This is a genomic window from Shewanella sp. 10N.286.48.B5 (assembly GCF_002874355.2).
Taxonomy (GTDB): Bacteria; Pseudomonadota; Gammaproteobacteria; order Enterobacterales; family Shewanellaceae; genus Shewanella.
Genome location: NZ_MCVG02000001.1, coordinates 1,953,059 through 1,966,763 on the forward strand (window position 1 = coordinate 1,953,059; position 13,705 = coordinate 1,966,763).

The 13,705-nt window shown below is 42.1% G+C and carries 8 protein-coding genes; 4 read left to right on the forward strand and 4 right to left on the reverse strand.

The genetic code is table 11. The features are described from left to right. The first annotated feature begins 22 nt into the window (after window positions 1–22). The 4 genes from BCU57_RS08400 to BCU57_RS08415 all read left to right on the forward strand — a co-directional run bounded on the left by BCU57_RS08400 (window position 23) and on the right by BCU57_RS08415 (window position 6,699). Entirely contained in the window at window positions 23–1,180 is a 1,158-nt protein-coding gene (locus BCU57_RS08400) for an iron-containing alcohol dehydrogenase (RefSeq protein ID WP_102436513.1), read from the forward strand. A gap of 392 nt (window positions 1,181–1,572) precedes the next feature. Then, window positions 1,573–2,241, forward strand: coding sequence for a TetR/AcrR family transcriptional regulator (locus BCU57_RS08405; protein WP_102436515.1), 669 nt, complete (start codon window positions 1,573–1,575; stop codon window positions 2,239–2,241). Window position 2,242: 1 nt separating this feature from the next. Next, window positions 2,243–3,595: an efflux RND transporter periplasmic adaptor subunit gene (locus BCU57_RS08410; RefSeq protein ID WP_102436517.1), complete on the forward strand. Its 1,353-nt coding sequence runs from the start codon at window positions 2,243–2,245 to the stop codon at window positions 3,593–3,595. After that, window positions 3,592–6,699 carry an efflux RND transporter permease subunit gene (locus BCU57_RS08415; protein WP_102436519.1) on the forward strand — a complete coding sequence of 1,036 codons (3,108 nt, stop codon included), beginning with the start codon at window positions 3,592–3,594 and terminating at the stop codon, window positions 6,697–6,699. The genes BCU57_RS08410 and BCU57_RS08415 overlap by 4 nt, the downstream gene beginning before the upstream one ends. A 183-nt stretch (window positions 6,700–6,882) precedes the next feature. Here the strand turns inward: BCU57_RS08415 and BCU57_RS08420 are convergent, their stop codons facing one another. From BCU57_RS08420 to ppsA, 4 genes are all read right to left on the reverse strand, one after another. Beyond that, on the reverse strand, window positions 6,883–7,299 hold the full coding sequence (locus BCU57_RS08420) for a MarR family winged helix-turn-helix transcriptional regulator (protein ID WP_102436521.1): 417 nt from the start codon (window positions 7,297–7,299) through the stop codon (window positions 6,883–6,885). 329 nt (window positions 7,300–7,628) lie between these two features. Then, window positions 7,629–8,069 carry a DUF1285 domain-containing protein gene (locus tag BCU57_RS08425; protein ID WP_241901000.1) on the reverse strand — a complete coding sequence of 147 codons (441 nt, stop codon included), beginning with the start codon at window positions 8,067–8,069 and terminating at the stop codon, window positions 7,629–7,631. Next, window positions 8,062–11,139: an FAD-binding and (Fe-S)-binding domain-containing protein gene (locus BCU57_RS08430; protein WP_102436535.1), complete on the reverse strand. Its 3,078-nt coding sequence runs from the start codon at window positions 11,137–11,139 to the stop codon at window positions 8,062–8,064. The genes BCU57_RS08425 and BCU57_RS08430 overlap by 8 nt, the downstream gene beginning before the upstream one ends. A 115-nt stretch (window positions 11,140–11,254) precedes the next feature. After that, window positions 11,255–13,624: a phosphoenolpyruvate synthase gene (ppsA, locus tag BCU57_RS08435; protein ID WP_102436525.1), complete on the reverse strand. Its 2,370-nt coding sequence runs from the start codon at window positions 13,622–13,624 to the stop codon at window positions 11,255–11,257. Window positions 13,625–13,705 lie beyond the last annotated feature (81 nt).

Genomic DNA, 13,705 nt, shown 5'->3' on the forward strand with positions numbered 1-13,705 from the left:
ATTCGTTATTTAGGATATTCTCATGCTTAATTTTACATTCCAAAATACCACTAAAATTCATTTCGGTGAGGGCCAAATTAGCGCTATCTCAAAGGAAATTCCAACATCAGCTAAAATATTAGTTGTTTATGGCGGCGGCTCCATTAAATCAAATGGTGTTTATCAGCAAGTGTCTGATGCGCTCAAAGATCACACATGGTTTGAGTTTTCAGGTATTGAGCCTAATCCACAATACGATACGTTAATGAAGGCACAAACCATCATTGAAGCTGAAAACATCGATTACTTGCTAGCAGTCGGTGGCGGCTCAGTGGTCGATGGGGTTAAATTTATTGCTGCTGCTGCGAAATTTGAAGGTGATGACCCTTGGGATATCGTCGCAAAAGGCGCCAAAATTGAACAAGCATTACCTATTGGTGCCGTATTAACCTTACCTGCTACGGGTTCTGAATCAAATGGCGGCTCTGTTATTACTCGTAATGGTAATAAATTGCCTTTTGGTAGCCCATTAGTACGTCCGTTATTTGCAGTGCTTGATCCTTCAGTCACTTTATCTTTATCAGACCGTCAAATTGGTAATGGTGTTGTTGATGCTTATATCCACATCATGGAACAGTATTTAACCTTTGATGTAAACGCTAAAGTACAGGACCGTTTCAGTGAAGGTTTACTACAAACCTTAATTGAAGAAGGCCCTAAAGCCCTTGCTGCTGAAACAAAAGACGATTTAGAGATTAGGTCTAATATCATGTGGTCTGCCACTATGGCGCTTAACGGCTTGATTGGCGCCGGTGTACCACAAGATTGGTCTACACATATGATTGGCCATGAACTAACAGCAAGCCATGGTATTGATCATGCGCGCACCTTATCAATCGTGCTTCCTGCGGTAATGAAAGTGCGTCGTGAGCAAAAACATGCAAAATTAGTTCAGTATGCTGAACGTGTATTTGGCATCACAACAGGTAGCGATGAGCAAAAAATTGATCAAGCTATTGAGGCTACCGAAAACTTCTTTAAGTTAATGAAAGTCCCTACACGCCTAAGTGATATTGATCTTGGTGCAGAGCAAGTTGACGTATTAGTTGCTGCACTTGAAAGCCATGGCATGACTAAACTTGGCGAACATGGCGATATTGACTTAGCAGTAAGCCGCGAAATTCTCACCACTGCGATCTGATCTATAACTCAATTGACCATTTAGATGAAAGGCTAGCATTGCTAGCCTTTTTTAATGGCAGTTTTTATCTTTCCTCTTAATAGCTCACTGTTCTTTGCTTCTTTGCTTCTTTGCTTCTTTGCAAAATAACACCACTAAGTTTGCCAAGTGGTTTTATAGGTAAAATTATGCTTCGACTTGTAGCTTTAATCATTGACTTCATGGCAGTAAATAGCTATTCCGCTAATCCCAGCCTTCACTAGCGCTTGTATTTGTGATCTAGTTAAATAATTCATCAGATGATGAATATTGAAGAATTAATTCACTAAAACAATCCGCTGCATTGCTTTACCATATTCTACACTTAATGAATTAATGGATACGCTAAGTATCTTCAAAGCTGTGTTGAATTTATGCCTAAAAAAATAATGCCAGTTAAAAAGCCAGTCGGTAGGCCAGCTGTCAAAGCAGATAATCGCTGCGCACTTATCAATGCAGCAAAAACCTTATTTGTCGATAATGATTACGATAAAGTCTCTATTCGAGCCATTGCTGCTAAAGCAAAAGTGGATGCAAGTTTAATCCGCTATTATTTTCAATCTAAATTGGGGCTTTTTGCCGAAATGCTCAAGGAAACCATTGAGCCAGTTCATGCCCAATTAAATAATTCCAAGGAAAAATCGACTCAAGATTCACCAGAAAAAATATTACTGGCCTTTTATAAAATTATGAGTCAAAACCCAGATTTTCCGAAACTCATATTTCGCACCGCCAGCCTTAAAACCACCAAGAAAAACCAAGAGCTGCAAGCCAATTTGTTGAGTTTATTCCCGAAAAATAGGTTAACCATTTTTGAAAAGATGCATCAGCAAAACCGTCTACAGCAAGGTATTGATCCAATGTGCGCCAAAATGAGTTTTATTAGTTTAATGGTATTTCCATTCTTAATGCCTGACATATTTAAACAAGCATTGAATATTAAAACCTCAGCAGAATTTTTACAGCATTTAGCTAAGCAAAATGCACAAATATTACGTCATGGGCTTATTGCCAATGAATCTCAACTCAGTCAGGACGCTTAACATGACCCCGTTAAAAAGACACTATGTTTTTCCAGGCATCATCGCCGGTATTATCATCTTTATCGCTGCGATATCATTACGCTCGTCACCAGAGTTGCAAGCCAACCATGATAAATCACGCCTGGTCGATGTTATTAGCCTGACAAAACAGCCCGTACAACCTGTGATCAAAGCCTATGGTCGTGTGGCTCCAAAGCATATCTGGCAAGGCATTGCCGAAGTGGGCGGCAAAATTACTTATCGCCACCCTGAGCTTGAAACGGGCAGATTGATCAAGGCTGGCACCTTAGTGTTAACCATTGACCCTCTTGAATACCAACTAAAACTTGCTCAAGCTGAAGCTAACTATAATTCAGCTCAAGCGCAGTTAGTACAGCTAAATCAGCAAGAAATAAACTTACAATCAAGCATAGAAATTGAGCGCCAACGACTGACCTTAGTTGATCAAGAATATAAACGTAAACAATCGTTAAATAAGAAAAACTTGATCTCAAAATCAGAACTTGAAACCCAAAAACAAGCTTTACTGGCCCAGCGTAACTTAGTGCAAGACTTAACCAGCAGCTTAAGCTTGTTGCCTGATGATAAAAAAGTCACTGCGGCGCAAGTTAAGGTTAATCAAGCTTTACTGGAAGATGCCCAACGTCAACTCAATAATACTCGCTTTACTTTGCCTTTTGATGCACGCATTGCCGAGGTCAACATTGAGCAAGCTCAAGCCGTCACCAATGGCGCTGTGTTGTTCGAGGCCCATCAATTAGGCGCAGTTGAAATAAAGGCTGAATTGTCATTATTTGATGCCGAAACCTTAATTCATTCAATTAATGAACTGCCAAGAGATACCTCTGCATTACCTTCAATTGAAAAAGTTAATTTTGACACTCATATCACGGTCAATATGGGTAAAACCTTACACCAATGGCAAGCTAAATTGACTCGCGTTGCCGATACCATAAACCCAGATCAAGCGACGATAGGTTTTTATCTTGAAGTTGATCAAGATTTCAACCAAATGAATTTGTTAGCTAAACCGCCATTAACCAAGGGCATGTTTGTCACCTCCTATATTAAAGGTTATCCCTCAGAGCATTACGTTATCCCAGAAAAAGCCTTACATGGTGAGCAAGTTTATTTAATGGATCAAGACAACAAGCTGGTTATTAAACAGGTTGAAGTGCTATTTAGAACCGACAATGGCGTCGCCATTAAAGGCGATATTCACCAAAATGACCGTGTGGTTACCAATGACTTAATTCCTGCCATTAATGGCATGGGGCTTAAATTATCAACAGCGAACGAAACCACTACCCCAGTAACAAGTGATCTAGCGAATGACGAGGAGCAGGCACTGTGATTAATTTTTTCACTCGTCACCCCACCATTGCTAACTTAATGATGTTGGCATTTTTTGTCATGGGCTTAAGCAGTATTGGTAACATTAAACGTGAAACCTTTCCTGAATTTAGTCCGCCTTACATTATCGCCAGTGTGGTTTACCCCGGCGCATCTCCAGCAGAAGTGGAAGAAAGCCTGTGCCTGCGTATGGAAGACGCCATTGATGGCTTAAGTAATATCGAAGAAGTGAAATGTGACGCCCAAGAAGGGATTGCATCATTGACGGTAAAACTTAATGGCGAAGCCGACATTGGCCGCAGTTTGGTTGATATTCAAACCGAAATTAACGCCATTAAAGACTTTCCGGCGCAAATTGACCCACCAACGGTCAAAGAGCTTGATTGGGCTGAACCGGTTGTAGATATTGCCATCGCTGCAGATGCCAGCTTGCCACACCTTAAATCCTATGCTGAGGATTTAAAGCGACGGTTAAAAATCGAGGCGGGCGTGAGCTTAGTGAGCGTGTCTGGCTTTTCAGATCATCAAATACGAGTCGAGTTAAACGAAGCGGATATTCGTCGCTTAGGGCTAACAGTAGCCGAAATAGCTGATAAAGTGGGCAGGCAAAATGTCCAAATGCCCGCTGGCAGTATCGAGCTTTCTGATAAAAACCTGTTGATCCGTTTTGATGAACGACAAATCACCCCTGATAACCTCAGTAAAATCATCGTTTCCTCTAATACTGAAGGCGGCGTGGTTACCTTAGGCGACATTGCTACCATCACCGACTTATTTGAGCTTGAGGAAGAACATACCATCTTTAACGGCCAACCCGCGGCCATGCTTAAAGTGCAAAAAAACAAAGCCGATGATGCCTTAAGAATTAAGTCCAGAGTCACTGAGTTTATCGCACAAGAACGGCTTATAGCCCCCGATGGCGTGACCCTAACCTTAACCAACGATTTATCTTCACTACTGCAAGACCGATTATCAATGCTGCTGCGAAATGGTTGGCAAGGGATCATCTTAGTGTTCTTTTCGATGTGGTTATTTTTCTCGTTACGCTATTCGTTTTGGGTTTCAGCGGGCTTACCTGTAGCCTTTATGGGCGGCTTGTTCTTAATGAGCATGTTTGGCGTGTCAATCAACATTATGAGCCTAGTCGGCTTACTAATGGCAATTGGTATTATGATGGATGATGCCATTGTTATTGCCGAATCCGTTGCTGCCCATGTTGAAAAAGGCTTACCCACCAATGAGGCGGTGATCCAAGGGGTAAATAAAGTCGCCCCAGGCGTATTTTCATCATTTTTAACCACAGTGTTTATTTTTGGCAGTTTATTGTGGTTAGACGGGCAAATGGGCGCGGTATTGTCGGTGGTGCCACTGGTATTAATCATGGTCTTAAGTGTGAGCTTAATTGAAGCATTCTTGATTTTACCGAATCACTTAAGTCACTCGCTAAAATCTAATAAACAGCAGAAACCACCGTTAAAGTTTAAACGGGTCTTTTTAGAAAAGTTTGAACACTTCAAAAACAACACCTTAGTTAATGCCGTTACCTTTGTGGTGAAATGGCGCTATGCCAGCCTTGGGCTTACACTTGGCGGTTTAATGCTGTCTTTTGCCTTAGTGGCAGGTGGCGCGGTAAAGTTTGTCGGCTTTCCTGAACTCGATGGCGATATTGCTGAAGCAAGAATCATTTTGCCACCAGGTTCCACTTTAGAGCAAACCAAAACTGTCGTTAGTCACTTGGTTGCCGCAGCCAATACCGTTGGCGATAAATTAACGCAACAAAATGGCGAACAGTCGAATCTCATCCGCTACGTTACCGAGCAATATAATGTCAATGCGGATGCGGGCGAACAAGGCCCACATGTGGCAACGGTAAGATTAGATTTGTTATCAGCTGAAACCCGCGAAACCCTGATTGATAACTTCATTTCAGCATGGCGCAGCGCCAGTGGTGATATTGCAGAGCCCATCTCCTTGGTATTTAAACAACCGAGTATGGGCCCTGCTGGCCGTGATGTTGAAGTCAGACTGCAGCATGATAATTTAGCCACGTTGAAACTGGCCTCCGTTGATTTGCAATCTTACTTAAGTCAGTTTTCTGGGGTTAATGGCATTTTAGATGACATGCGCCCAGGCAAAGAAGAAGTACTGGTAAAATTAAAAGATGGCGCTGAAAATTATGGTGTTGATGGTGAGATGGTAGCATCGCAACTGCGTGCGGCATACTTTGGCCAAACCGCAGATGATGTGCAATCAGGCCCTGAAAACATCGAAATACAAGTCAGGTTGAATAAACAGCAAGCAGGTAATCTGCAAGCGTTAGCTAACTTCCCAATCATGTTAAGTAACGGTAATCAGATACCATTAAGCGCAGTAGCAACATTAGACTTTGAACGATCTTATGTACGTATTCAGCGCATTGAAAGTCAGCGCACTGTAACCATTATGGCTGACATAGATAATGCCAAAGCCAATGGCAGCGAAATTGTCGCCAAAGTGCAAAATGAATACGCTAATGAATTACGCCAAAAGTATCCGGGACTAAAAGTTGATTATGAAGGCGCAGCCAAAGAAACCGCTAAGACTGGCGCTTCTTTCTTACAGGGTTTTATTATCGGTTTATTTGGATTATTTGCGATTTTAAGTTTTCAATTTAGAAGCTATTTAGAACCTTTTGTGGTGATGTTAGCCATTCCTTTAGCACTCATAGGTGTGTTTTGGGGCCATTTACTCACAGGCCATAATCTATCAATGCCATCAATTCTTGGCTTTGTATCTTTAGCGGGTATTGTGGTTAACGACTCCATCTTGTTGGTGCAATATATCCGCCATCACATAGATATTGGCGATGATATTCAGCAAGCGGTAATTAAAGCGTCTCGAGACAGGTTCAGAGCAGTATTTCTCACCTCACTGACCACTGCTGCGGGACTATGGCCATTACTGTTAGAAACCTCGCTACAAGCGCAGGTTGTAAAACCCATTGTAATATCAATTGTGTTTGGAATATTTACCTCAACCTTGTTGGTACTGTTTATTATTCCCTGTGCGTATGCGGTGTTAGCAGATTTTAATTTAGTCCATAAACACGAGGATTTAGAGGCCTAGTGCTTACTAGGCTATAGCTCTCAGACAAAGTTACAAGCTAAAAATAATGGCTAATAAATAACCCGCAAGCTGTATTAATGGCTAGCGGGTTATTTTTACATGTGTAGATATATGAAAGAGCTAGAAGCTTTAGCTATAGGTTGGCGCTTTAGCCTAACGATCAATAAGCCCCAAACAATGATGTTAATCTGGCTTATTGATTTTATTTAATAATCTCATGAAAGTTTGTTGCTCTTCATAGGATAAGCCACTTAGGCATTTTTGATTAACCCACTCAGCTTCACCAATAAGATCTTGCTCTAAGGCCTTACCGGCATCAGTTAAAAAAATCTGAAAGGCGCGGCGGTTATCAGACTCTTGATGGCGAGTGATATAACCCTGTACTTGCAGTTGATCTAATAGCCTAGTCATAGTGTAATTAGCCACATCACACACTTTAGACAGTTCAGTTTGGCTAATGCCCTCTTCTTGCCACAGTGAAAACAGCACAGGCCAAAGCTTAACGTCAAGTTGGTAACGTTTTAAGCGTTCATCTAGCTCGTTTTGCAGCGTAAGATTAAGATGCGAGATTTGATAATATAGGCTTTCGTATCGTTTCATATAACCACTCCTACAGGCTCATCAATCCTTAGTTAAGCGCAAAAGTTAATCATCAACATAAAATACTTGGTGGCTGGTGCGTAAAAGAACTAACCAAGTTAATCAATGTTGCCCTAAAAATGTAATTGCTACTAATCATTGGTGCTATCACTAACGGATGTGACTAACATCAACAGGCTTAAGTACTGATATTATTTATCTTTATACTTATTAAGCTTGTTAACGTGTAGGTCAGTAAACCCTTGCGGAGCTGCTTTGTTATACAACAGCTTGCTACACAGGCCAATTAGCACCTCACCCTCTTTGTACGTATAAGACCGCTTTTTTAGTCAATCTATTACAAACTGATTTATATAACGGTAATAGCAAGCCCGCCCCAAACAAGCGATGATGCCTCGCTCAATGGGCACTTCAATGGTGTTTTCTAATAGTTTCACAGCCTTAATATCAACAATCTGATGCTCAGTGCCAATGCTACTTATTAAGGTTAGTCCATTATTTGCTAGCGGCTCATAGTCAACGATAAAAATTGCATGGTTATCTACGCTGACTTTAACCTTTTCAACCGGGGTGATAAGAAAATATTCATTATCAATACAATGAAGCACACTGGCAAAAAGCTTAGCAAATTTTGTCGGTAAAGGACTGGCTAAATAGAACCAATCCCCATGATGGTCAATATAAAACAATGGCTCAGTGCTACATAAATCAACTTCTGCACCTAATTGACTGGCAATACTCAATGGTTCATCATTTTTATGTTTAGTCATTAGCAACGTGCTCATCGGCAGCAATCAGTAACTGAAGTAAGGCTTCTACTGGGTGTTTTGGCTTAAAGCCCGCAAAACGTTTCACTTGGCTACGGCAAGAATAGCCTGATACCAATATTTGGCTTTTCTCAGCGATGCTGTCTAAGGTTGGCTGCCAAGACATAGCAAACAGCTTAGATGAGCGGCCCATATTATCCAGTTCATGGCCATAGGTGCCCGCCATACCGCAGCAACCCACGTTGATCATTTCAAACTCAGCGCCAAAATGATTAAATACCGCTTTCCATTCGTTTGCCGTAGCCGGTTTTGCGGTGGATTCTGTACAATGACTAAACCAACTAAATGACGCGCTGGTTTTGTCTAACGCTGGCATGAGTTGAATCGCATCGGTTAACCACTCATTAGCTAACAGTACTTCAAAATTGCCTCGCTGCGCCCCTAGCACCTCTTGATATTCATCTCGATAACAAAGCACTAATGCAGGGTCTAAGCCAACCATCGGCATATCAAGTTGATAAACTTGATTTAAAAAGTCTGCACTTGATTTGGCAGTCGCGGCAAATTTATCTAAAAAGCCTTTAATGTGTGATGGTTTACCATTGGGTTTAAACGGCAATAACACCGGCTTTAAACCTATTTTTTCTATTAATTGTATAAAACGATAAACCAGCTCAGCATCATAAAAACTGTTAAATGGATCTTGCACCACCAGTACATAATTGCCACGCTCTGATGTTGGAATACTTTGCAGCGCCTCTAAATCATAACCACGGCTTGGATGGCCATCCAGACGCTGTTTTAATGTGGGAACTGATAATGCAGGTGAATCTATATAACCAATAGATTTTTTGATAACCCACTGACTTAATTTATTTTGCGAGGCAAAATTGGTTACTTTTGGCATAGCAGCCATAAGCGGCAGCATGTCTTCAATACCTGCAACTAAATAGTCTTTTGCTGGGCGCATATATCGTTTGTAATAGATATTGAAAAATTGCGCGCGAAATTTAGGCACATCCACTTTAACAGGGCACTGCCCTGAACAGGCTTTACAGGCTAAACAGCCTTTTAACGAGTCCATGACTTCATGTGAATAATCATAATCTCGGCCAATGTGAAAGCTGTTTTGCGCTCGCTGCATAAAGCTTAAAGGTTTAGATTGAGCCAGTGCCTCTACATCAACGCCCTCTGCCTCCAGCAGCCTTAACCATTCCCGCATCAAGCCACTTCGGCCTTTAGGTGAATGGATCCGATCGCCGGTAACTTTAAATGACGGACACATGAACGAATAGCTACTGTAGTTAAAACATAAGCCATTACCATTACAATTCATTACATCAGGAAATGCATCACGGACTTGAATCGGAATTTGTCTATCAAAGGTGCCGCGCTTAACGCTATCAACATTAAACATCATTGGGCCACTGCCTTTAGGCGCGACTAGTTTGCCCGGATTTAATCGATTGTCAGGGTCAAATAAGCCTTTAACCTCTTCAAGTTCGCCATATAGTTCATCACCAAATACGGCTGGTCCATATTCACCACGCACCCCTTTACCATGTTCGCCCCACATCAAACCGCCATATTTAAGCGTGAGTTCAGCAACTTGATCGGATAACACTTTTAGCAGCTTTTCATCCGCTTCATCGCACATATCAAGCGCGGGACGCACATGCAGCACTCCTGCATCAACGTGACCAAACATGCCATATTGCAATTTATGGCCATCTAATAAGTCCCTAAACTCCATGATAAAGTCAGCTAAATTTTCTGGCGGTACGGCAGTATCTTCGGCAAATGGCAGTGGTTTTCTGCGGCCTTTAGTTGCGCCTAGCAAGCCTACGGCTTTTTTACGCATGGCGTAAATTTTATTAATACTGGGCTTATCTTCAGTAATTTGATAACCCACAACCCCAGCTTGTTCGCTAGCCAATTGTGCCGCCAGTGTTTTTTCAAGGGCAGCAATGCCTTGCCTAATATCAGCCTCATCCCCAGCGAATTCAACCATATTGAGGCCTTCAATGGTTTTATTGGGTACTGATTCAATGAGGTGAGACACTGAGTGCCAAATAATATCTTCACGGGCCAAATTCAGCACTTTTGAGTCTATGGTTTCGACCACGGTGGCATTGGCTTCAACCAATGATGGTGCATGACGCAATGCTGATTCAAACGAGTCATATTTAATATTTACCATCATCCGCGTATGTGGCAATGGGGTGATATTTAATTTGGCCTCTGTTAATACCGCCAGTGTACCTTCAGAGCCTGCAAGTATGCGTGATAAATCAAATTGGCTTAAATCATCATTCCATACATGTTTTAGATCGTATCCGGTTAAAAAACGATTTAATGGCGGAAACTGTTTTAGAATAAGCTCACGCTTGTCGCGGCAACGCTTGGCAATCGTGCTAATAATATTGGCAGCAAAGCTATTGGTGTTTACGGATTGGGACTCTGACTGATTTAACGCCTCATCTGCCGCTATTGGTGTGCTTGAAAGCACACTACCATCAACCAATACGCTGGTAAGGCCAAGGACATGATCAGATGTTTTACCGTAAACCAGTGAACCCGCACCCGATGCATCAGTGCTGACCATGCCGCCAACCGTTGCACGATTAGAGGTTGATAAATCTGGACTGAAAAAGAACCCATGTGGCCTAAGGGCATCATTAAGTGCATCTTTTACCACACCAGCTTGTACTCGTACCCAGCCTTCTTCTGCATTGACTTCCAGTACTTGATTCATGTGCCTTGAGACATCAAGTATTAAGCCATGGGTCAGTGATTGTCCGTTAGTGCCAGTACCGCCGCCACGGGCACTAAAAGTCACTTGTTTATATTGAGGGTCAGCAGCTAATGTCATCACCAGCTCAACATCCGCTTGGGATAAAGGGTAAATCACTGCTTGAGGTAAAAACTGGTAAACAGAATTGTCGGTCGCTTGAATTAAACGCGCACTATAACGTTTATCAATTTCGCCAGAAAACGAAGATGCTTCAAGCGCATCAAGAAAGCTTAAGTAAATTGGTTCTAACGTCTGTTGATGTGATAGCAGCGGTAACATAGTCAATTTCTGTTTATAGTAATTTAAAGCCATTATAAACAAAAAAAAAGCCGCTAAAAGCGGCTTTTGTTCATGTTGATAAATTAGTTAACTAAAAACTAACTTTTCAAGCATATTAAGCATGTTCTTCTGCTAAATATAACCAAGTGTCGATGACTGTATCAGGGTTAAGTGACACAGTATCAATACCTTGCTCTACTAGCCATTGTGCAAAATCTGCATGATCAGATGGGCCTTGGCCACAAATACCAACATAAGCACCTTTGGCTTTAGCCGCTTTAATCGCTAATGAAAGCAATGCTTTAACAGCATCATTTCGTTCATCGAATAAGTGACTGATAATGCCAGAATCGCGATCTAGACCCAAAGTTAATTGAGTTAAATCGTTAGAACCGATAGAGAAACCATCGAAATGCTCAAGGAATTGGTCAGCTAATAATGCATTAGACGGTAACTCACACATCATGATGACGCGTAAACCATCTTTACCACGCTCTAAACCTTGCTCTTTTAATAATTCGATAACTTGCGCGGCTTCATCAACGGTACGAACGAATGGGATCATAATCTCAACGTTCTTAAGGCCCATATCATTACGCACACGTTTAATTGCTTCACATTCTAGAGCAAAACAGTCACGGAACGATTCAGAGATATAACGACTAGCACCACGGAAGCCCAACATTGGGTTTTCTTCTTCAGGCTCGTAACGGTCACCACCAACAAGGTTAGCGTATTCGTTAGACTTAAAGTCTGACATACGTACGATAACTTTCTTAGGATAGAACGCACTACCGATGGTTGCGATACCTTCCACTAGACGAGCGATATAGTACTCAACTGGTGATTCGTAACCTGCAATCATTTCATTGATTTCTTGCTGCAGCTCAGCAGGTTGTGAATTAAATTCAAGCAGCGCTTTAGGGTGAATACCAATCATGCGATTGATAATAAACTCAAGACGCGCAAGTCCCACACCTTCATTAGGTAAACGGGCGAAATCAAATGCACGATCAGGGTTACCGACGTTCATCATGATTTTCATTGGTAGTTCAGGCAAGGTATCAACACGGTTAGTAATAACTTCAAACTCTTGCTTACCATCGTAGATGAAACCGGTATCGCCTTCAGAACAAGATACAGTCACTACTTGGCCATTTTTGATGCGGTCAGTAACATCACCACAACCAACAACTGCAGGAACCCCAAGCTCACGCGCAATAATTGCTGCGTGACAAGTTCGGCCACCACGGTTAGTGACAATTGCGCTAGCGCGCTTCATGATAGGTTCCCAATCTGGATCAGTCATGTCAGTAACGAGTACATCACCTGGCTCGATTTGATCCATGTCTTCGATAGAGGCTAGCACTTTAGCTACACCAGTACCGATTTTATGACCAATCGCGCGTCCTTCTGAAACAACAGCACCTTTGGATTTTAAGTGGTAGCGTTCAATTAATTGCACGTCTTCACGGCTACGAACAGTTTCAGGACGAGCTTGAACGATATATAACTTACCGTCGTTGCCATCTTTTGCCCATTCGATATCCATTGCACGGCCATAATGTTGTTCAATGATCACCGCTTGCTTTGCAAGCTCCATCACTTCTTCATCATTAATAGAGAAAGTGCCGCGTTCAGCTGCTGCAACATCTTCGATTTTAACTTGCTTGCCGTGAGAAGCATCATCAGAGTAAACCATCTGAATCATCTTGCTACCGATATTACGGCGCACAACGGCTTTATGCCCTTGCGCTAAAATTGGTTTGTGAACATAGAATTCATCAGGGTTAACAGCGCCTTGTACTACCATTTCACCTAAACCAAATGATGAAGTGATAAAGACAACGTCGTTGTTACCTGATTCAGTGTCCATGGTAAACATCACACCAGAAGACGCTTTATCTGAACGTACCATGCGTTGTACGCCAGCAGATAATGCCACACCTTGATGCTCGTAACCTTGGTGAACACGATAGGAAATTGCGCGGTCGTTAAATAGCGATGCGTAAACATGCTTAATCGCAAGCAGTACAGCTTCAAAGCCTTTAACGTTTAGGAAAGTTTCTTGTTGACCCGCAAACGAAGCATCTGGCATATCTTCAGCTGTTGCTGATGAACGCACTGCAAATGAAGCTTCTTGAGTCTCGCTAGAAAGTTGCTCGTAAGCTTCACGAATCGCATCTTCTAGTTCTGGTTGAAATGGGGTGTCGATAACCCATTGTCTGATCTGCGCACCAACTTTTGCAAGTTCGTTTACATCATCAACATCAAGGGTTGCCAAGATGTCGAAAATTTTCTGGTTAACACCACTTTGCTCTAGAAACTCATTAAATGCATGAGATGTAGTCGCAAATCCGCCAGGTACTTGAACACCGGCATTAGCCAGGTTACTGATCATTTCACCAAGTGACGCGTTCTTGCCGCCAACCTTGTTTACATCACCCATGCCTAATTCTTGATACCAGAGTATGTATTGCTGCACAGTTATCTCTCCACAAGTTTATTTCAATGGCCCCTTCACACGAGGGCAGAGGCATTCTACACTCCCCCTCAACAACCGTAA